Origin of the sequence: Shewanella spartinae, assembly GCF_019457555.1 — a bacterium.
GTDB lineage: Bacteria > Pseudomonadota > Gammaproteobacteria > Enterobacterales > Shewanellaceae > Shewanella > Shewanella loihica.
This window is the reverse complement of record NZ_CP080418.1, coordinates 834,006-853,744: the sequence shown is the minus strand read 5'-3', so window position 1 is coordinate 853,744 and position 19,739 is coordinate 834,006. Positions and strand designations below refer to the sequence as shown.

General features: G+C 55.9%; 20 protein-coding genes. 11 read left to right on the top strand and 9 right to left on the bottom strand.

Features of this window, described 5'->3' with window-relative positions:
* Positions 1–110 precede the first annotated feature (110 nt).
* Positions 111–2,105, bottom strand: a complete 1,995-nt coding sequence (gene tkt, locus K0I31_RS03830) for a transketolase (protein ID WP_220079966.1) — start codon at positions 2,103–2,105, stop codon at positions 111–113.
* 523 nt (positions 2,106–2,628) lie between these two features.
* Here tkt and metK point away from each other — a divergent pair.
* Positions 2,629–3,780 carry a methionine adenosyltransferase gene (gene metK, locus K0I31_RS03825; protein ID WP_011864557.1) on the top strand — a complete coding sequence of 384 codons (1,152 nt, stop codon included), beginning with the start codon at positions 2,629–2,631 and terminating at the stop codon, positions 3,778–3,780.
* A 69-nt stretch (positions 3,781–3,849) separates the two neighbouring features.
* Here metK and K0I31_RS03820 read toward each other — a convergent pair whose 3' ends face one another.
* From K0I31_RS03820 to K0I31_RS03810, 3 genes are all read right to left on the bottom strand, one after another.
* Positions 3,850–4,293, bottom strand: coding sequence for a VanZ family protein (locus K0I31_RS03820; RefSeq protein ID WP_220080771.1), 444 nt, complete (start codon positions 4,291–4,293; stop codon positions 3,850–3,852).
* Positions 4,294–4,355: 62 nt separating this feature from the next.
* On the bottom strand, positions 4,356–4,757 hold the full coding sequence (locus K0I31_RS03815) for a hypothetical protein (protein ID WP_220079965.1): 402 nt from the start codon (positions 4,755–4,757) through the stop codon (positions 4,356–4,358).
* Positions 4,758–4,771: 14 nt separating this feature from the next.
* Entirely contained in the window at positions 4,772–5,347 is a 576-nt protein-coding gene (locus tag K0I31_RS03810; RefSeq protein ID WP_220079964.1) for a GNAT family N-acetyltransferase, read from the bottom strand.
* A 121-nt stretch (positions 5,348–5,468) separates the two neighbouring features.
* On the opposite strand from K0I31_RS03810, the gene K0I31_RS03805 reads away from it, so the two are divergent.
* Together K0I31_RS03805 and K0I31_RS03800 are read left to right on the top strand one after the other, a co-directional pair.
* Entirely contained in the window at positions 5,469–6,425 is a 957-nt protein-coding gene (locus tag K0I31_RS03805) for a nucleotidyl cyclase domain-containing protein (RefSeq protein WP_220079963.1), read from the top strand.
* Between the two features lie 220 nt (positions 6,426–6,645).
* Entirely contained in the window at positions 6,646–7,590 is a 945-nt protein-coding gene (locus K0I31_RS03800; protein WP_220079962.1) for a GGDEF domain-containing protein, read from the top strand.
* 13 nt (positions 7,591–7,603) lie between these two features.
* On the opposite strand, the gene K0I31_RS03795 is transcribed toward K0I31_RS03800, so the two are convergent.
* Positions 7,604–7,843: a hypothetical protein gene (locus tag K0I31_RS03795; RefSeq protein WP_220079961.1), complete on the bottom strand. Its 240-nt coding sequence runs from the start codon at positions 7,841–7,843 to the stop codon at positions 7,604–7,606.
* A 212-nt stretch (positions 7,844–8,055) separates the two neighbouring features.
* Here K0I31_RS03795 and K0I31_RS03790 point away from each other — a divergent pair, with 212 nt between their 5' ends.
* On the top strand, positions 8,056–8,469 hold the full coding sequence (locus K0I31_RS03790) for an META domain-containing protein (protein WP_220079960.1): 414 nt from the start codon (positions 8,056–8,058) through the stop codon (positions 8,467–8,469).
* Positions 8,470–8,559: 90 nt separating this feature from the next.
* Here K0I31_RS03790 and K0I31_RS03785 read toward each other — a convergent pair whose 3' ends face one another.
* Both K0I31_RS03785 and K0I31_RS03780 read right to left on the bottom strand, forming a co-directional pair.
* On the bottom strand, positions 8,560–9,858 hold the full coding sequence (locus tag K0I31_RS03785; RefSeq protein ID WP_041406394.1) for a dicarboxylate/amino acid:cation symporter: 1,299 nt from the start codon (positions 9,856–9,858) through the stop codon (positions 8,560–8,562).
* A 167-nt stretch (positions 9,859–10,025) separates the two neighbouring features.
* Complete coding sequence (locus K0I31_RS03780) at positions 10,026–10,331, bottom strand: DUF4234 domain-containing protein (protein ID WP_220079959.1); 306 nt, start codon at positions 10,329–10,331, stop codon at positions 10,026–10,028.
* Positions 10,332–10,472: 141 nt separating this feature from the next.
* On the opposite strand from K0I31_RS03780, the gene K0I31_RS03775 reads away from it, so the two are divergent.
* Positions 10,473–10,916 carry a GNAT family N-acetyltransferase gene (locus K0I31_RS03775; protein ID WP_220044314.1) on the top strand — a complete coding sequence of 148 codons (444 nt, stop codon included), beginning with the start codon at positions 10,473–10,475 and terminating at the stop codon, positions 10,914–10,916.
* Between the two features lie 87 nt (positions 10,917–11,003).
* Here the strand turns inward: K0I31_RS03775 and K0I31_RS03770 are convergent, their stop codons facing one another.
* Complete coding sequence (locus K0I31_RS03770) at positions 11,004–12,371, bottom strand: L-serine ammonia-lyase (RefSeq protein WP_011864546.1); 1,368 nt, start codon at positions 12,369–12,371, stop codon at positions 11,004–11,006.
* A gap of 56 nt (positions 12,372–12,427) precedes the next feature.
* Entirely contained in the window at positions 12,428–13,699 is a 1,272-nt protein-coding gene (locus tag K0I31_RS03765; protein WP_220073150.1) for a serine/threonine transporter, read from the bottom strand.
* 454 nt (positions 13,700–14,153) lie between these two features.
* Here K0I31_RS03765 and yjjX point away from each other — a divergent pair, with 454 nt between their 5' ends.
* From yjjX to K0I31_RS03735, 6 genes are all read left to right on the top strand, one after another.
* Positions 14,154–14,726 carry an inosine/xanthosine triphosphatase gene (gene yjjX / locus K0I31_RS03760; RefSeq protein WP_220079958.1) on the top strand — a complete coding sequence of 191 codons (573 nt, stop codon included), beginning with the start codon at positions 14,154–14,156 and terminating at the stop codon, positions 14,724–14,726.
* A 136-nt stretch (positions 14,727–14,862) separates the two neighbouring features.
* The gene (locus K0I31_RS03755; RefSeq protein WP_258406566.1) at positions 14,863–15,831 is read left to right on the top strand and encodes a bifunctional helix-turn-helix transcriptional regulator/GNAT family N-acetyltransferase; all 969 of its coding nucleotides are present in this window, start codon (positions 14,863–14,865) and stop codon (positions 15,829–15,831) included.
* Between the two features lie 123 nt (positions 15,832–15,954).
* On the top strand, positions 15,955–16,995 hold the full coding sequence (locus K0I31_RS03750) for an NADP(H)-dependent aldo-keto reductase (protein ID WP_220079957.1): 1,041 nt from the start codon (positions 15,955–15,957) through the stop codon (positions 16,993–16,995).
* A 104-nt stretch (positions 16,996–17,099) separates the two neighbouring features.
* Entirely contained in the window at positions 17,100–18,311 is a 1,212-nt protein-coding gene (locus K0I31_RS03745) for a cysteine desulfurase (protein ID WP_220079956.1), read from the top strand.
* A gap of 20 nt (positions 18,312–18,331) precedes the next feature.
* A complete protein-coding gene (locus K0I31_RS03740) occupies positions 18,332–18,784 on the top strand; it encodes a SufE family protein (protein ID WP_220079955.1) in 453 nt (150 codons plus the stop codon).
* Positions 18,785–18,979: 195 nt separating this feature from the next.
* Positions 18,980–19,735: a phosphatase PAP2 family protein gene (locus K0I31_RS03735; RefSeq protein ID WP_220079954.1), complete on the top strand. Its 756-nt coding sequence runs from the start codon at positions 18,980–18,982 to the stop codon at positions 19,733–19,735.
* The last annotated feature ends 4 nt before the right edge of the window (positions 19,736–19,739 follow it).

The window sequence follows — 19,739 nt, the reverse complement described above, 5'->3', positions numbered from 1 at the left end:
GTCCTGAGATAGGCTTTCTTGATGCGACAACGGCCTATCGTTATCGATAAGCCGAGTCATCATGGCATAGAGCAACTGCTTGCCCTATGCCCTTTTGCAGGCACTAAGCCTTAGAGAATAGCGCTTGCCTTAGCAACCACATTCTCAACGGTGAAGCCGAAGTGCTTCATCAGCGCGCCGCCTGGCGCAGACTCACCGAAGGTAGTCATGCCAACGATGGCGCCGTCGAAACCGACATACTTGTGCCAGTAATCGACATGAGCCGCTTCGATGGCCACACGCTTGGTGACTGACTTAGGCAGTACAGACTCTTTGTAGTCGGCGTCTTGCGCGTCGAACACGTCGGTAGATGGCATAGAGACCACGCGAACCGCCTTGCCTTGCTCGCTCAGCGCCTTAGCCGAATCCAGTGCCAGCTGCACCTCACTACCGGTTGCAATCAGGATTAGATCTGGTGTACCGGCGCAATCTTGCAACACATAAGCACCCTTGGCGATGTTAGCCAGTTGCTCTTCGCTGCGTGGCTGTGCAGGCAGACCCTGACGGCTGAATACCAGCGAAGTCGGTGCCTGACGACGCTCGATAGCCATCTTCCAAGCTACGGCAGTTTCCGCCGCATCACATGGACGCCATACCATCATGTTTGGTGTCATGCGCAGGTTAGCCAGCTGCTCAACCGGTTGGTGAGTCGGGCCATCTTCACCCTGACCGATAGAGTCGTGGGTGTAAACGAAGATGTTTTGAATGCCCATCAGCGCAGACATACGTACCGCGTTACGCGCGTATTCCATGAACATCATGAAGGTCGCGCCGTAGTTGATGAAACCACCGTGCAGCGACACACCGTTCATGATGCCGCTCATACCGAACTCACGCACACCGTAGTAGATGTAGTTACCGGCTGGATCTTCCTGGATGCCCTTAGAACCAGACCATAGGGTCAGGTTAGAACCGGCCAGGTCAGCCGAGCCGCCGAGCAGTTCAGGCAAGATAGCGCCGAAGGCCGCGATAGCGTTTTGTGATGCCTTACGGCTGGCGATGTTCTCGCCCTTCTCTTGACACTCTTTGATGAAGGCCTGTGCCTTCTCTTCGAAGTCGGCTGGCAGTTCGCCAGTGATCACGCGGCGCTTATATTCAGCAGCCAGTTCTGGGTAAGCGGCTTCATAGGCAGCAAGCTTCTCGTTCCAGCTAGATTCGTTGGCCGCGCCCACTTCTTTAGCATCCCAACCCGCGTAAACGTCTGCAGGGATCTCAAATGGACCGTGCTCCCAACCCAGGAACTCACGAGCCGCCGCAATTTCGGCATCGCCCAGTGGCGCGCCGTGACAGTCGTGGCTGCCAGACTTGTTTGGTGAACCGAAACCGATAATGGTCTTGCAGCAGATCATGGTTGGTTTGTCGGTAACTGACTTGGCTTCTTCGATTGCTTTGCGGATAGCATCGCTGTCGTGGCCATCGACACCGGCAATCACATGCCAGCCGTAAGATTCGAAACGCTTGGCGGTATCGTCGGTGAACCAGCCTTCGACGTGACCGTCGATAGAGATGCCGTTGTCATCCCAGAAGGCAATCAGCTTGCCAAGACCTAGGGTACCCGCCAGTGAACAGGCCTCGTGAGAGATACCTTCCATCAGACAGCCGTCACCCAGGAAGCAGTAGGTGTAGTGGTCGACAATGTCATAGCCAGGACGGTTAAATTGCGCCGCCAGAGTCTTCTCGGCAATCGCCATACCTACGGCGTTGCTGATACCCGCGCCCAGTGGACCTGTAGTGGTTTCAACACCTGGGGTGTAACCATACTCAGGGTGACCCGGCGTCTTAGAGTGCAGCTGACGGAAGTTCTTCAGCTCATCCATCGGCAATGCATAACCCGTCAGGTGAAGCAGAGAGTAAATCAGCATAGAGCCGTGGCCGTTTGAAAGGATGAAACGGTCGCGGTCGACCCACTCTGGGTTGTTCGGGTTGTGCTTCAGGAAATCATTCCACAACACTTCGGCGATATCGGCCATTCCCAATGGCGCACCTGGGTGACCAGAGTTGGCTTTCTGAACGGCATCCATACTTAACACACGGATAGCGTTTGCGAGTTCTTTACGAGATGACATGCTCTCTCCTGCTGATTTGAATGTTGGGGATTTTGCGGGCCGATTTTGCGGGCAACAATGGGGGCATATTTTCCCCTACTCGTGGATGGGACGCAAATAAAATTCGCCCTTTAGCTTAGATTAAATCCATCTAGACGCGAAAAAGTGCACCTCAGTGACACTCAAGATGACCCCAGGCAAAACCTCACCTCGCCGCTTTAACTTCTCCGTCGCCCTCACCAAAATTTGCGAGCACAAGACTGAGCAGGCAGACCCGACTCACCACGATCTTCATCTAACTGGCCTGAGCGATCCTTTGGCAATAAAAAATAGCGGCCTTATAACGACAATAAAAATCCAACATTAACAATATTTTAAGTTGCACTTTTATTTAAACTCATCCGAAGCATTAGAATATTTACCCGGTTTTACTCCACAATTTTCATCGAAAAGGGTGTTATCCGATCTGATTTCCACTAAAATGGCCGTCTAGATGTAGATACTTCTACACATTCAAATTGTTTAAAGACGAGATTTTTCCATTATGGCAAAGCACTTGTTTACCTCTGAGTCGGTCTCAGAAGGTCATCCAGATAAAATCGCCGATCAAATTTCTGATGCGGTACTCGACGCGATCTTAGAGCAAGATCCTAAGGCACGTGTGGCGTGTGAAACATACGTCAAAACCGGCATGGTGATGGTAGGTGGTGAGGTGACCACTTCTGCATGGGTCGATATTGAAGAGCTAACCCGTAAGACGGTTCGCGAGATCGGCTACACCCACTCAGACATGGGCTTCGATGCCGACTCTTGTGCGGTACTCAACGCCATTGGTAAGCAGTCTCCAGACATCAACCAGGGTGTCGATCGCGCCGATCCTAAAGAGCAAGGCGCCGGCGACCAGGGCCTGATGTTCGGTTACGCCAGCAACGAAACTGACGTCCTCATGCCAGCCCCTATCACCTATGCTCACGCATTGGTGAAGCGTCAGTCAGAAGTGCGCAAAGACAACACCCTGCCTTGGTTACGTCCAGATGCTAAGAGCCAGGTGACCTTCGCCTACGAAGACAACAAGATCGTCGGCATCGACGCCGTGGTTCTCTCTACCCAGCACTGCGACAGCGTCAGCCAGTCTGATCTGATCGAAGGCGTGATGGAAACCATCATCAAGCCTGTGCTACCGGCACAGTGGTTGAACAAAGAGACCAAGTTCTTCATCAACCCAACCGGCCGTTTCGTTATCGGTGGTCCTATGGGTGACTGTGGTCTGACGGGTCGTAAGATCATCGTCGACACCTACGGCGGCATGGCTCGTCACGGCGGCGGCGCATTCTCGGGTAAAGACCCATCGAAAGTTGACCGCAGCGCGGCCTATGCGGCCCGTTATGTGGCGAAGAACATAGTGGCTGCCGGTCTGGCGGATCGCTGTGAAATCCAAGTTTCTTACGCTATTGGTGTGGCCGAGCCAACCTCTATCAGCGTCGAAACCTTCGGCACAGGCAAGGTCTCTGAAGAAGTGCTTATCGGCCTGGTTCGTCAACACTTCGATCTGCGCCCTTACGGCCTGACCGAAATGCTCGACCTAGCGCGTCCTATCTACAAGGCAACTGCGGCTTACGGTCACTTCGGTCGTAACGAGTTCCCTTGGGAGCGCACCGATAAGGCTGAAGCCCTGCGCGCAGACGCTAAGCTATAAGCTTGGTTTTGCCAGTCAGCAAAAAGCCGCCCTTTGGCGGCTTTTTTGCATCTTGGTCAATGAGATATATTAATTGCGACTAGAGGTCTCATTGCCAGTAGAGATTCGCTTCTCAAGATAGAGGCTCACTAGGCTAAAGAGCAAGATACCGACCCCATCGGCCAGTAAGTCATAGCCATCGAAGGTGCGACTGGGAAAATACTGCTGACTGCACTCCTCGATGATCACCACAATCGCCACCACCACAGCCCCCAGATAAGGCCTTACACTCATTCTCCCTAAAGAAAGTCGCCCTAAAGAAAGCCTTCCGAAAGAGACGCGCCTGAAGTTGCTGCCAACATTGGCAAACAGGGTCAATGTACCAAACAGCAGCATATGCCCCAGCTTATCGCCATAGGGCAACGCATGGGCCAGCTCAAACAAGGGGTTAGTGCGCCCGGCATCGGCGCTGACGATCAGCCAGACCAGGAAACCACTGAATAACACGCCCAGCAGGGCAAAGGTTCTCACCATCACAAACGACTCATCCTTGATATCTTCATTCCACTTCTCTGTTTCACCTTCTTCAATCCCGGCTAGCAGTGATCGAAGTGGGCATACTGCATGCACATGAAACTCAGCTGCTGCGCATTTAACAGTGGCACCTCGACCTTGTTAGCCGTCGCCAACTGCGTCTCTGATGGCGGCGTCATAGGCCGTATCTCGGCGCTATAGGCATTACTAAAGCCGCAATCAAACCAATGCTCATGCCACTTGGCGACGTAAAGCGCGCGGGGCTCACCGCTGAGCTCGAGACACTCGCAGCTAAGCGCCGCTTGGTCCGCCAAGGCTTTGAGCAGCTTGAGGTTATCCAGGGCGCTAAGGCTGACGCCGGCATAGGGCTCAAGCAGCTCGGCGAGACGCGGTGGGAAGCCTTGCATCTTGCTCTCAGCCATCTTGCTCTCATTCATGTCACTCTCGGTATTATTGCTCGTCATAAGGTCGCCCTCCCCTAGATAGCGCCTGCGGTATCGACCGCCAGCAGGTAGTAACCGCGGCCATCGAACTCGAAGAAGTCCAGCACCTGCATGCCCCCCTTCTGGGTGTGGGCGGCGAATGAACGTTCGTTCTCTTCGGCGATAAAGGTAACCATGTAGGAATATTGAGGTGCCACCTCTTTCTTGAGCTCGGTCACCATGTCGGCAAACAGGCCAGACCCCCTCTGGGACGGCGCTATCCAGATGGGACCATACTGACAGCTGTTGGCTTTATTGATTATACCCGAGCCAGTCTCGAAGCAACCCATCTCGAAACGGCCTGCCTCGAGTCGTTTCAAGAGATAACGATACAGGGGCCAGTCACCGAAGAAAGGCCAGCGACCGGCGAGCACGTAGCCGGCAATCTCACCGCCAACGTCGGCCAGCAACAACCAATGATGCTGGATCAGCTCATCTAGCTGCTGGCGACTAAAACTCTGGCCCGTCATCATGCCGCCGCGCTGATCTGGGGCAAGCTCGGCCTCCCACTGGTTCGCTTCCAGGGCGGCGATGGCATCAAGGTCGGCGCGGGTTGCCAGACGGATCACCATGACGGACTCACTATGCTGTGAAGAAACAAGAATATCCCCTTAAATCTTCGGGTTATTTGCAAAATAGCTAATCGACTACCACACTTAACACACCTGAAACACCAATAGGTTAGAGCCGATCATGCTGCCGGAAAACATTCACACGGGTGTGAGTATACTTGAAAACGATAACGCGCAAATCAACTTAGTCAGGTGGATGCATCAGTGCGAACTGATGAAACGCTATTTCGAAGCCGATGTCGCCTTTGTCGCCCAACAGACGGACCTGGGTTTTGAGATCATCGTCAGCTCCATCAACGATACCCGCAGGTTTCTTTCCGGCACCCTATATAACGAGAAATTCGAGCTCTTCACCCGCCTGTCCAACAGTCAGCCCGAAGGGGTCAACCTGGATCTGAGCCGGGAATCCAACGCCGAACTCCCCAAAGATCTCGCCACCGCCAGCAGCATGCTATCCAGGCCGATCCTCTGGCCCGACGGCACAGTGTTCGGCTGTCTGTGTGTGATCAATCCCGCCAGTAAGGAGACCGCCAGCACCAACGCCTTCATGCTGGAGCCCTTCCAGATCTTACTGCAACAGGACCTGGCACTCCTGTGTCAGAGCCAGCGCATCGAGTCGCTGTCGATGCGGGATCGCGACACGGGCATGCTCAATCACTATGGCTTCATCATGATGGCGCCGCGACAGCTCAATCTGGGCCGTCGCTTCGGTGCCCATGCCGGCATCCTCTTCTTCGAGCTCTACCCCAATCCGCCGCTGATTGACGAGATCGAGGACAAGCATATCCGCCTGCTGGGCAACATCATTCAGGACACCATACGCACCGCCGACATCGCCGCCCACTACAGCCACAGCCAGTTCGTGGTGCTGGTGTTTGTGGATACCGAGCGGGATCTCAACCACATCAGCCACAGGGTCGAGAAACTGCTGCTACAACAAAATGATCGCCTCAAGTTGGATTCGGGCCACTCCTTCTTCGCCCCCGACTCCTCGGCCAAGTTGGCGCCCATGCTGGAGAAGGCCAAGCAGCAACTCAAGTCTCAGCAGAAGGACGATGAAATTCAGACTGAGGCCTAGTGCTAGAGGCTAGCGCTAGAAACTGGCATTAGAAACAGGCGTTAGAGATTCGGTTAGGAAAACGAAAAAACAGATTTTGCTCGCAAAATTGAAAATTTACATTCTCACAACATATGATTTTTGAGTATGATGTAAACACTTTGTGTCGTCAGTCTTTCGGCTGACCCCACAGCAACTAGCGAGTTATGCAAATTAATAATAACAATAAGCGAGCACTACTATGCTATTAGAATGCGCCGATACCAGCCTTTGGCTCAGGGAAGCCGACCACCCAGCCATTACCCTGCCACGTTGGCAGCAACAAGTTGATCTACTTAATGAATTCTATCAGGCCCAGGCCAGTCTGGTGCTGCAGTTTATCGACGGCGAGTATCAGGTGGTCTGTAGTCGCCAGCACACAGATCTTAATCTCTATGCCGGCACTCAGTTTCATGATGCCAGCCTCACCCAGGCCCTCAAGAGCCACACCGCCTACGGCCTGCTGGATCTGACCAAGAGCCAAGATCCCAAGAGTCACCTGGCACGCTTTAACAGCCTGCTGGCCCTGCCCCTCTACTGGTCAGACGGTCAACCCTTCGGCGTCATGCTGATCTGCGACAGCCAGCGCAGTAAACACTTTCAGCGACTCCTGCCCCTGATGGAAAACGCCAAGGCGCTGATCCAGGCGGAGCTCAAGCACCTGTTTTTGATGCAGCAGATTCAGATGATGTCGGTACAGGACGATCTCACCTGTATGCTCAACCCCTACGGCTTCAACCTGATGGCGCCAAGGCAGCTGAGCCTGAGTCGCCGCTTCGGCTCCCATGCGGGTATCGTCCTGTTGCAGGACATGACCTCCTATAAGGGAGTGATGGAACAGAGTCAGGGACTAAGGCAGTTAGCCCGGGTGATACACCATAATATGCGTGACGCCGATGTTTCGGCGCGCATCGAAGATGGCCTGTTTGCCATACTGGCCTTCGTCGACAGTCAGGCTAATCTCGAATCCCTCACCAAGCGATTGCTCAAGCAGATCGCCAAGGAGGAGATCAAGGCGGAGATAGCCATAGGCGTGAGCTTCTTCACCCCCACCACACATCTTGCCATCGAGCCCATGGTCGAGGCGGCGAGACAGAATCTACATGCCAACCGAGAGCTGAAACAGCAAGGCGGCGTAAAGGCCTAGGGCGAGTTTAGCCTTAAGTTTTGCGCTGGCTCTCGCACTCAGGTGCGTCTTGGCTCTGATCCTGCGCCTTTGCCCATTGAAAAAAGAGCACTATGGGGAAAGGCGACATCATCACCAGCCCCAGGCCTATCAGGCTTGAAACCAAGAGTATCCCCTGGATCTGCTCGGTCCAGGAGGTTAGGCCATAGATCCCAAGGCCGGCGAGCACCATGGCGAGTCCCAACCAGTGGGCCAGTTTTAATCCTGTCATCATAGCTTCGTCTTTCCCCTTTCAGCAAAGCTTGTCGTCGGCACAGTTTGTCGTCGGCACAGTTTGTCGTCAGCCTAGTTTGTCGTCGAAGCAGCTGGGCCAACAGTGGAAACAGCTTACCATGAACAAAATATCATGGAAAAACCCCGAATAAGGCTTTTTAATTAGGCGTAAGCTTGTCAAAATATCTGTCTCACAGAATTGGAAGTTTCCCCATGTTTAAGAAGTTAATGTTTATCGCCGGTACCTTGCTCGGCTTATCTGCCTGTCAAAGCGCATCCCTCACAGGCGGCGAGGATCTGGATATTTTAGGTAGCTGGCATATCGAGGCCGCCCAGGGTAAGGCCGTTATCGACTACAGCCCGGCCCAGCTGGTGTTTGCAGAAGATGGCGCATTGAGCGGCAACAACAGTTGTAACCAGTTCTTCGGCCAGTATCAGCTTAACGGTCAGGCCCTAACCCTCTCCCCCGCCGGTAGCACGATGAAGGCCTGTGTCGATGCCTTGATGCAGCAAGAGCGTAATGTCATGCAGGCCATGTCTCAGGTCACCCAGGCCAAGCTGGTCAAAGGCAAGTTGCTGCTCAGCGACGCCGATGGCGAAACCCAGCTGATCCTCAGCAAGCAGTAAGCACTATTGCCGACATAAAAAAAACCGCCGGATTGGCGGTTTTTTTGTGTCTCAAACTCGGCTTGGCTGTTTAAAACTAGCTATTTAACACTAACTATCGAGACGCTCTGCCAGTATCTGGCTCTGCTCGGCATCGGCGTTGTAGTGCTCGAGATCCAGCTCATCTTCAGACTTGGCGATCACTGTGGTGGCCACCAGATCTCCGGACACATTCACTACGGTACGCGCCATATCCAAAATACGGTCGATACCCGCGATGATCGCCACCCCTTCCAGCGGCAGGCCAACCGTGGTCAATACCAGGGTCAGCATCACCAGACCCGCACCCGGCACCCCTGCGGTACCGATTGAGGCCAGGGTCGCGGTGAGAATGATGGTGATATAGTCGACCCAGGTGAGGTCGATCCCAAAAGCCTGGGCAACAAACAGCGCCGTAACCCCCTGATACAGGGCGGTGCCATCCATGTTGATGGTGGTACCCAGGGGCAGCACGAAGCTTGAGATCTTCTTGTTGATCCCTAAGGATTCGCTGGCGCACTTCATGCTGGCAGGCAAGGTGCCGGCGCTGCTCGAGGTGGTATAGGCCACCGCCAGTGCATTGCTGATCCCCTTGAAGAACTGCATGGGGTTGAGCTTGGCCACGAAGGTCAGCACCAGGCTGTAGAAACCTATGATATGCAGGGCGCAGCCGATATAAACCGCCAGAATCACCTTGATCAGCGGCATCAACATATCCATGCCATATTCACCGGCTACCCAGGCCATCAAGCCAAATACCCCATATGGCGCCAGCTTCATCACCATGTCGGTCAGCTTATACATGGCCTCGGCCAGGCTCTCGAACACCTTGATGGCCGGCTTACCATGGTCGCCGATCAACACCAGGGCAATACCCAGGGCCACCGCGAAGACGATCACCTGCAGGATCTGCCCGCTGGCCAGCGCCGCGATAGGATTGGTTGGCACTATGTTGATCAGTGTCTCCATGATAGAAGGCACCTCTTTCACCGCGTTGTGACTCTCTGCCGAGGTCATCGCCAGTCCGGCGCCGGGTTGCATGATATGACCCACGGCCAGACCGAGCGTGATGGCGATTGAGGTAGTGCCCAGATAGAAGGCGAAAGATTTAAAACCGATGCGGCCCATCTTGGCAGTGTCCTGCATCGAAGTCACCCCCACAATTAGGGAGCAGAACACCAAGGGGACAATCAACATCTTGATGGTGTTGACAAAAAGCGTACCGATTGGCTTGAGCAGCACCGCCTGTTCGCCCAGGCCCAGGCCGGCGCAGATACCCAGCAGCATACCGATAAGGATTTGTAGCCACAGGGGCACAGACATCCAGCCAGACCAGGCACGGCCCAGCCAAGAAGAGGTTTGTTGACGCATCATTAATAACCTTGAATCGCGAGAGTGGTTTCGTCCTGCCGCCCTATGACAGAGGAGCCTGTCGCAACGGAGCAAGTAGCAACGCAGCAGACGGCAGACGCAAATGGGACGGGGATAATATCAGATAAACCTGGAGTAAGCTGTGATTCATATCAAGAGAGGCCCCATCAGGCCTCGAAGTAGGCAGACTCCTGTTTGGCATCGACCCTGAAGGTATGCAGGGCCGCAGGGGGTTGTTCGCGCTCGATGAGGTGGCTCCAGTAGGCGTCGTCGAAGCCATGAAACAGCCGCTCCGCCTTGCCCTGGGACTTTAGGATAAGGTGCCACCAGACCAGGCCCCAGAGGCCTAGGGTAACCAGGGTCAGCAGAAAGTGCAGCAGATGATTTACCGTCTCCTGCTCCCGGCAAAGCGCCAGGCTATCACGCTGATTTTGATTGAGTTTAGTAAGATCATTCTGGTCAGAATCACTCATCGCCTCACCCCATAGACACTTAGCACTCCCTTCTTCAAAGCATAGCAGAGTTAGACTTTAGTCTAAGGAGCAATCGAAAAAATTCTGCCTTGGCTTGGCCATGAAGCGTGCTAGAGTATGGCCAAATTTAAGGAGGCGATAATGCAAATAAGAAAAGGCCAACAATCGGATCTCACCGCACTGGTGCAGTTTAATCAGGCCATGGCCAACGAAACCGAGGGGCTCAGCCTAGATCAACAGACCCTCACCCTAGGCGTACAGACGCTACTCGAAAACCCCGCCCGCGGCTTCTACCTGGTCGCCGAGGAAGCAGGCGAAATCTTGGGTTCCCTCATGGTCACTTTCGAATGGAGCGACTGGCGCGCCAAGGACTACTACTGGATCCAGAGCGTCTATATCCGCCCGCAGAATCGTCGCCAGGGGATCTATGGCAAGCTGTATGAGGCGGTGAAACAGATAGCCGAGGACAATGGCGGCGCCGCCAGCTTCAGACTCTATGTGGAGCAGGAGAATCATAAGGCGCAGAAGACCTATGAGGCCCTCGGCATGAAGCAGAGCTACTACCTGATGTATGAGGAAAAGTAGCCGATAACCAAACATAAAAAAACGCCCCGATGGGCGTTTTTTTTATGGCTCCGGCGCATAGCTTAAGCTAACTGCTCAGACAAAAGCTTAGGCGCAGATGCTGGTAACCTTGATCGCCAGGCCGCCCTGGCTGGTCTCGCGGTACTTCACATGCATATCCTTGCCTGTCTCATACATGGTCGCGATCACCTTATCCAGGCTGACTCTGGGCTCGCTGTTGCGCCGCAGCGCCATGCGCGCCGAGTTGATCGCCTTCACCGAGGCGATGGCGTTGCGCTCGATACAGGGCACCTGCACCTGACCGGCGACAGGATCACAGGTCAGTCCCAGGTTGTGCTCCATGCCGATCTCGGCGGCGATGCAGACCTGAGCCGGATTGCCCCCCATCAGCTCAGCCAGCCCGGCGGCCGCCATGGAGCAGGCAACCCCCACTTCACCCTGGCAGCCCACTTCGGCGCCAGAGATAGAGGCGTTGCGCTTATACAGGCCACCAATAGCCGCGGCGGCGAGGAAGTAGCGGCTGTACTCCTTGGGCCCCACGGGTTGAATGAACTTGTCAAAATAAGCCAACACGGCCGGGATGATCCCCGCCGCGCCATTGGTCGGCGAGGTCACCACCCGGCCACCGGCGGCATTCTCTTCGCTCACCGCCAGGGCGAACATGTTGACCCAGTCGACGATCATCATAGGATCCGCCGACAGGCGCTCACCGGTAGCCAGCTGACGGAACAGCGCCGGTGCCCGACGTGGCACCCGTAATGGCCCGGCCAACACGCCTTCGGTGTGACAGCCGCGCTCGATCGCCTCTTTCATGGTATGCCATACCGCCTCGAAACCCTCGGCAATGTGGGCCTCACTGTGAAGCGCCCGCTCGTTGGCCATCATGATGGCGCTGATGCTCATGCCTGTCTCCTGACATAGATCCAGCAGCTCCTCGGCATTGGCGAAGGGATAGGGCAAGACCACCTCGTTGGCGGCGGTCATGCCAAAATGTTCCTCGTCGACGATGAAGCCGCCGCCGATGGAGTAATAGGTCTTGTGATAGACACACTGCTGACCGACATAGGCGCTCAACGTCATGCCGTTTTCATGCAGCGCCAGGGCCTCGGGGTGAAACACTACCGCCTCGGGCGGAAAGTCGACCCCATGCCCTTCTGTGCCCAGTGGCAGACAGGAGGTCATGGCCACCTGACGGATAAACTCAGGGGTCAGGTCGATATCTACCGTCTCAGGGCTGTTGCCCGCCAGCCCCATGATGATGGCGCTATCTGTATGGTGGCCCTTGCCGGTGAGCGACAGGGAGCCATAGATATCCACCTTAACACTGGTGATGCTCAGCAGTTCTCCACGTTGACGCAGATCGTCAACAAAACCTTTGGCGGCCTTCATCGGCCCGACTGTGTGTGAGCTGGAGGGACCCACACCTATCTTAAAAATATCAAATGCGCTAACCATAAATGCTTCCACTTAGATTCGCCCGGCGGAGAGTCGCCGGGCGTAACATGAGTCGATTAAGAGAGCATGCCAAACAGTATGGCCGTCATCGCCAGCAAGCCTGCCAGGATCACGAAGATGTTGCTGATGCGACCACGGTAGGCCTTGAGCGCAGGCACCTTGTAGACGGCATACATAGGCATGAGGTAGAGGATCGCGGCGATGATAGGGCCGCCCAGGGCCTCGATCATCCCCAGGATGCTCGGGTTGATCACGGCAACGCCCCAGATGGTCAGGAACATGAAGCCGAGAATAAACTTGTCGATCTTGGCGTCCGACACTTCCTTGTTGCTGCTACGCAGCTGCTTGGTGATGATCCCCTTAAGGCCTTCGGTAGCGCCTAGATAGTGACCGAAGAAAGAGGAGACGATGGCGATCACCGCGATGATGGGGCCGAAATAACTGACGAAGCCGCTGGCGTGTACGTTGGCCAGATAAGAGAGGATCGGCAGGTTCTGCGCCTTGGCCTCGGCCAACTGGGCTGGACTCAGCGACAGTACGCAGGAGAAGACGAACAGCATCACGAAGCCCACCAACATCATGCTGGTGTTACGCAGGATCACATCGGCCTTTCTGGCAGCGTTGCTACCGTACTGCTTCTTCAGCGATACCGAGAACTGCGAGATGGCTGGCGAATGGTTGAAGGCAAATACCAGCACAGGGATAGTCAGCCAGACGGTACCGAGAAACTCACCGGCGGCAGGTACTTCCATCAGGGCGTCCATCTTCCAGCTTGGGATCAGGTACAGCGACATAAAGGCCAGGATCCCCACCAGCGGATACACCAACAGCTGAGTCACCTTGAGCATAAACTTCTCGCCAGACACCATCACAGACATCATGCCCAGCACTAAGATGCCGGACAGGAGGAAGCGTGGTGGCGAGGCCATGCCCAGCTGGTTGACGATGAAGCTGTCGACCGTGTTGGTGATGCCCACACCATAGATGAGCACTATGGGGTAGATGGCGAAGAAGTAGAGCAAGGTGATCGCCTTACCGGCGCCGACACCAAAATACTCTTCGACCACGTGGGTGATGTCGCTGCCCTGACGCTGAGAGGAGCAGACGAAGCGAGACAGGCCTCTGTGGGCCAGGTAGGTCATGGGGCCGATAATCACGGCCATCAGCACTAGGGGCCAGAAACCGCCCATGCCGGCATTGATCGGTAGAAACAGGATACCGGCGCCGACGGCGGTGCCGAACAGGCTCAACATCCAGGTCGTGTCGCTGCGAGTCCAACCTTGGCGCTGCGCGAGGTTTACATCAGAGATTGTCGCTTCGTTTTGCATAAAATAACCTTATCGATGCCCTAGCATCTGAGTGTTTCGACGCCCCGCCCCGCAGCGTTTTTCCGCCTGACGAGCACGACTAAAATTCGGGCGTAGCATATAGCAGGCAGGACACGAGAAATTGATCTGACACCTCTTTTTGTAATGAATTTTCAGAATGAATCGGCTTTGTGAGCCGAATCTAACTTATTGTGTTGTAAATTTTCATAACGGCAATCTCACGCTAACCAAAGCGAACCAGAACATCACAAGCGCGTTACCCTTTTTTACATCTGTTAACCCGGCGCTATGGCGGCCGCTCTGCCGCTTAGCCCTGTTTCGCCGCGGTAAGATGCCATTTGCGCGCATCCACTAGGTTAAATATCACGCCGCGCCTGGTGCTTGCCCGCCCATGCATCCCGAGGCGCTTTATGGCAAAATGGCCCCTGTCGATTCATTCAATTTTGGAATACCCATGCCCAGCGCTCTTAGCCAACAAGCCATCATTCGTATCACGGTCGGTTCGACCAATCCGGTCAAGATAGGCGCGGCCCGCAACGCCCTCTCCCTGCTGTTTCCAGACGCCGAGATCCTCTGCCAGGGCATGCACGCCCCCTCTGGAGTCGCGGCCCAGCCGATGACGGACTCAGAGACCCGCGAAGGTGCCATCAACCGCGCCCGCTACTGCGAGCTGCAAGGCAAGAGCGATGAGCGCCTTACGGCGAATCTCTATATCGCCATGGAGGGCGGCGTCGACCTGTTCGACCACGGCGCGGCCACCTACGCCTACATGGCTATCGTCCATCGAGGTGGGCTCAGCATAGGTCGCAGCGCGCAGATGCCCCTGCCAGCCCCGGTGTATGATGCCCTGGTGGCCGGCGAGGAACTTGGCGATGTAATGGACAGGCTGTTCAACACGGTCAATATCAAGCAGAAGGGGGGCGCCATCGGCCTCTTTACCCAGGGCAAGGCCAGTCGCGAGAGCGTCTACACCCAGGCGATCGTGCTGGCGATGGCGCCGCTGCTCAACCCGGAGATCTTTGGCTAATTCGGCGCCAGGACAAGGCAGGCCAACCCTGATGAGCCTGCCGAATTTATCTACATTAGCAAAAACTTGCATTTCTCTTTTTAGGGATCTAAGTTAGATGTATATCGCAACTATATAGCTCACTCGGATCTTAACCATGTCACAATCTTGTCCTTCGATGCTCGATGATGCCTGTCTCGCTCAGGCCGTCGAACTGCCCCAGACCTGCTCGTCACTGCGCAGCCTGTCGAGGCAACTGGTGAGGCAGCTGGGCATGCTCAACTCCGCCTGCGGCGATCAGCCGCTGTCGCCGGTGCAGGCCCACGCTTTGATCGAGCTCAGCACCCAGGAGCTGTCGATAAAGCAGCTGGCCCTGGCCCTGAATATCGACAAGTCCAATGCCAGCCGCGCCGTGAGCCAGCTGTGTGACAAGGGCTTTGCCAAGAGTCGCAACAACCCCAGAGACAGTCGCAGCTCGCTGTGCCAACTCACGGCTCAGGGTAAACGCCAACTCAACAGCCTGAACGAGCAACAGAACAAGATGTACCAGGAGATCCTGGCCCAACTCTCGCCCGAGCAGATCGCCCAGCTGGAAGCCAGCCTGCGCCAATATACCCGCGCCATGGATCTGGCCAGCGCCCAGCAGGGCTACACTATCCGCAGCCTCACCCAGGAGGATAACCCCCATATCGCCCGGGTGATCCGCAACGTCTCCGCCGAATATGGCCTGACACCGGATAAGGGCTACAGCGTCGCCGACCCGACCCTAGACGATCTCTACAGCGTCTATCAGGCCGACAAGGCCCACTACTGGGTGGTCGACTACAAGGGCCTGGTGCTGGGCGGCGTGGGGATCGCTCCCCTACCGGGTCACGATGAGGTCTGTGAGCTACAGAAGATGTATTTCGATCCCAAACTCAGGGGCAAGGGCTTTGCCAAACGCATGGCACTGCAGGCGTTCGAGTTTGCCCGTAGCCAGGGATTCAGCCAGTGTTATCTGGAGACCACCGCCTGCCTGAGTGAAGCGGTCTGCCTCTATGAGAAACTGGGGTTCGAGCACCTGGATGCCCCCCTTGGCAACACGGGCCACGATGCCTGTGAAATGCCTATGCTGATTAAACTTTAGCCATTAAAAATTCAAGAAAATCATTGAGATATTTTGTTACTTCACCATGAAGTAATTTATCTAGTGTTTCCTAAAAAAGCTTGCTAGCCTCTGGGGTAATCCTTGCGCATTCTGGAGATTTGAATGGACTATACAAGACTCCCCCATTCCAGCTTAGACGTCAGTAAAATTTGCCTGGGCACCATGACCTGGGGTGAACAGAATACTCAGGCCCAGGCCTTCGAGCAGCTCGACTACGCCATCGGACAGGGCATCAACTTTATCGATACCGCCGAGATGTACCCTGTGCCGCCCAAGGCCGAGACTCAGGGCGAGACAGAACGTATCCTGGGTAACTACCTCAAGGCCAGGGGCAAGCGTGACGATCTCATTATCGCTACCAAGGTGGCGGCCCCCGGCGGCAAGAGCGACTATATCCGCCAGAACATGGCGCTGGACTGGCGCAACATCCACCAGGCGGTCAACGACTCCTTGGAACGCTTGCAGATTGAGACCATAGATCTCTATCAACTGCACTGGCCGGATCGCAACACCAACTTCTTCGGCGAGCTCTTTTATGAGCAGCAGGATGATGAGAAGCTCACCCCTATAGTAGAGACCCTGGAGGCCCTGGCCGATCTGATCAAGGCCGGGAAGATCCGTTACATAGGCGTCTCCAACGAGACCCCCTGGGGATTGATGAAGTATCTGCAGCTGGCGGAGAAGCATGGCCTGCCGCGCATCATCAGCGTACAGAATCCCTATAACCTGCTTAATCGCAGCTTCGAGGTGGGCATGGCGGAGATCGCCCACAGGGAAGAGCTGCCACTGCTTGCCTATTCGCCACTGGCATTTGGCGCCTTGAGCGGCAAATACATAGGCGGCCAATGGCCAGAGGGGGCGAGACTCACGCTGTTTAAGCGCTTCGCCCGCTACACAGGCTCGCAGATGGCCCTGGATGCCACCCAGGCCTATGTGGAGCTGGCGCGGGAGTTCAACCTCAACCCGGCGCAGATGGCGCTGGCCTTCGTCAACGGCCGCCGCTTCGTCGGCAGTAACATCATAGGCGCGACCAACCTAGAGCAGCTGAAAGAGAATATCGACAGCACCTCGGTCAGCCTAAGCGACGAGTTGATGGGCCGAATCGACGAGTTGGCGGCCATCTACCGCATTCCCTGCCCCTAAATCCGTAGAGATGCCCTAAAAGGCTAATTGAACTTGCATTAGGCGCTGAGATCTCCCAAGATCTGAGCGCCTTTTTTGTTTGAACCACGCGACGGACCCAATCGATGGAATTTAGCCAGCTGCGCAGCCAGTTTCCCGCCCTCACCCAGTCACTCGGCGACTATCCGTTGGTGTATCTGGATACGGCCGCGACCAGTCAGAAACCCCAAGGGGTGATCGACGCCATGGGCCGCTACTATCAGGCGGATAATGCCAACGTGCACCGCGCCGCCCATCAGCTGTCTGCCCGCGCCACCAGCCAATATGAGGCGGTGCGCGACAAGGTAAAGGCTTTCATTAAGGCAGACCGCCGCGAAGAGATCATCTTTACCCATGGCACCACAGAGGGGATTAACCTGGTGGCCCTGGGGCTGGCCAGCCAGCTAAAGGCTGGGGATCTGATTCTGTTAGACAGCGCCGCCCACCACGCCAACATAGTGCCCTGGCAGATGCTGGCCAAGCAAACCGGCGCCGAGATAGTGCCCATTCCGCTCACGGACGAGGCGCGCCTCGACCAGGAGGCCTACCGACAGCTGCTTGCCCGTAAGCCGAGTGTCGTCGCCCTCAGCCATGTCTCCAACGTGCTGGGCACGGTCAATCCCGTTAAAGAGATGATCGCTCAGGCCAAGGCGGTCGGCGCACTGACGCTTATCGACGGCGCCCAGGCGATCGCCCATCTAGAGGTGGATATGCAGGCCCTGGATTGCGACTTCTACCTCTTCTCCGGCCACAAGATGTATGGCCCGACGGGTATAGGCATCTTATATGGCCGCTATGCAGCGCTCGACAAGCTCGAGCCCCTGCTCACCGGCGGCGAGATGATCAAGCAGGTGAGCTTCGAAGGCACCACATTTAATATCCTGCCCAACCGTCTGGAGGCAGGCACACCGCCCATCGCCGAGGTGATAGGTCTGGGGGCCGCCATCGACTTTATCCAGTCCCTGCCCCGCGCCGAACTCAGGGCCCATGAGCAGGCCCTGCTGAACCGTCTTCAGGATGAGCTCAGGGCATTGGGTGGCATCAGCCTCTACGGCGCCCACCAGGACAATATCGGCGCCGTGGCCTTTAACCTCACCGGCGAGCATCACCAAGATGTGGGGATCTTGCTGGATCAACAGGGGATCGCTGTGCGCTGCGGCCATCACTGCGCCATGCCCCTGATGCAGACCCTAGGGCTGTCAGGCTGCTGCCGAGCCTCCCTCGGCGTCTATAGCAATGATGAAGATGTCGATCGCTTCATCCAGGCACTAAAATCGGTAAAAGAGCTGCTGCTTTAAATGTATGAGACAATGTCCAAATGAATGATAACAAGCCAAGCCCATCCACTGAGGCCTTTACCGGCCTAATTCTGGATCCCCAGGAGATACTGCCAAGCTTCACCCAGGCCGCCAACTGGCAGGAGCGCTACCGCGCCCTCATGCTTTTGGGTAAACGCCTGCCGCCGCTGGATGAGAAACTTCGACAAGAGTCTGCCCAGGTCAGAGGCTGCGAGAGCAACGCCTGGCTCTATCACAAGGAGATAGATGGCAGACACTACTACCTGGCCGACAGCGATGCCCGCATCGTCAAGGGGCTGATCGCCCTGCTGCTCACCGCAGTGCAGGGGCAGGATAAGAAAACCATAGCCGCCTTAGATCTACACGAGTACTTCGACCGACTGGGGCTGAGCGGTCAGCTGAGCCCATCGCGCACCAACGGCGTGCTGGCGCTGGCAGAGGCGATCAAAGCCGCCGCCAACCAGCCCAGCTAGCGGCTAAATTCGACTGGCAAGCCAAACCAAGTAACAGATTAAGCGCCACAGCTAAATCCCGACCCTAGGCACCAACCGGCCCCCATGGGGCCGGGTAATTCACATATAATTCACGCCCCTCCCCCTAGACTCTTGTCCTAGCCTGAATTTTTTTATCTTTGCACCAGACTTTAGGTGCCGATGGGACACTTTTCTATGTCGATTGCTAAGTCATTGGACACTGCTAGCTCACCCGCCTTCTGGCGCTATCATCTCATGCTGCCCGCCGTCTGCTTCCTACTGGCCGTCAGCCTGATAGAACTATTTCATCTGGATATCGCCCTGGGTCAGTGGCTGTTTCGTCTCGAGGGCGGCGTCGATGGCTGGCCGCTACGCAACGCCTGGGTCACGGAGAATCTGATCCATGTCGGCGGTCGTAACTTAGTGATCTTACTTGGAGTCACCGTCCTCACCCTGCTGGGACTTAGCTATAAGAGACCTGCCCTGGCCAGCTATCGCAGAGGCCTGGTGTTTCTCTTCATGAGTGTGCTGAGCAGCGTACTGCTGGTGAGGCTAGGCAAGTCGTTCGTACACCTGGACTGCCCCTGGCATCTGAAGATCTTCGGTGGCCGCGCGGATTATTTCTCGCTGTTCTCGGGTCAGTTTGATGCCAATTCGCCGGGTCAGTGTTTCCCTGCCGGTCACTCCAGCGGCGGCTATGCCTGGGTGGCGCTCTATTTCTTCGCCCTGGCCTACGCGCCGCGCTATCGTTGGTTCGGCCTTGGTTTCGGTCTGCTGCTTGGGCTCACCTTCGGCATCGCCCAGCAGCTCAGGGGCGCCCACTTCATCTCCCACGATGTCTGGACCCTCACCATCTCCTGGTTCTCGGCGCTAACCTGGTATTACGCCCTCTTCCTGCGTCGCCAGCCTGAGCCCGCAATTAGCCCGGCACTGGAAACCGCTCAAGGCTAACAGG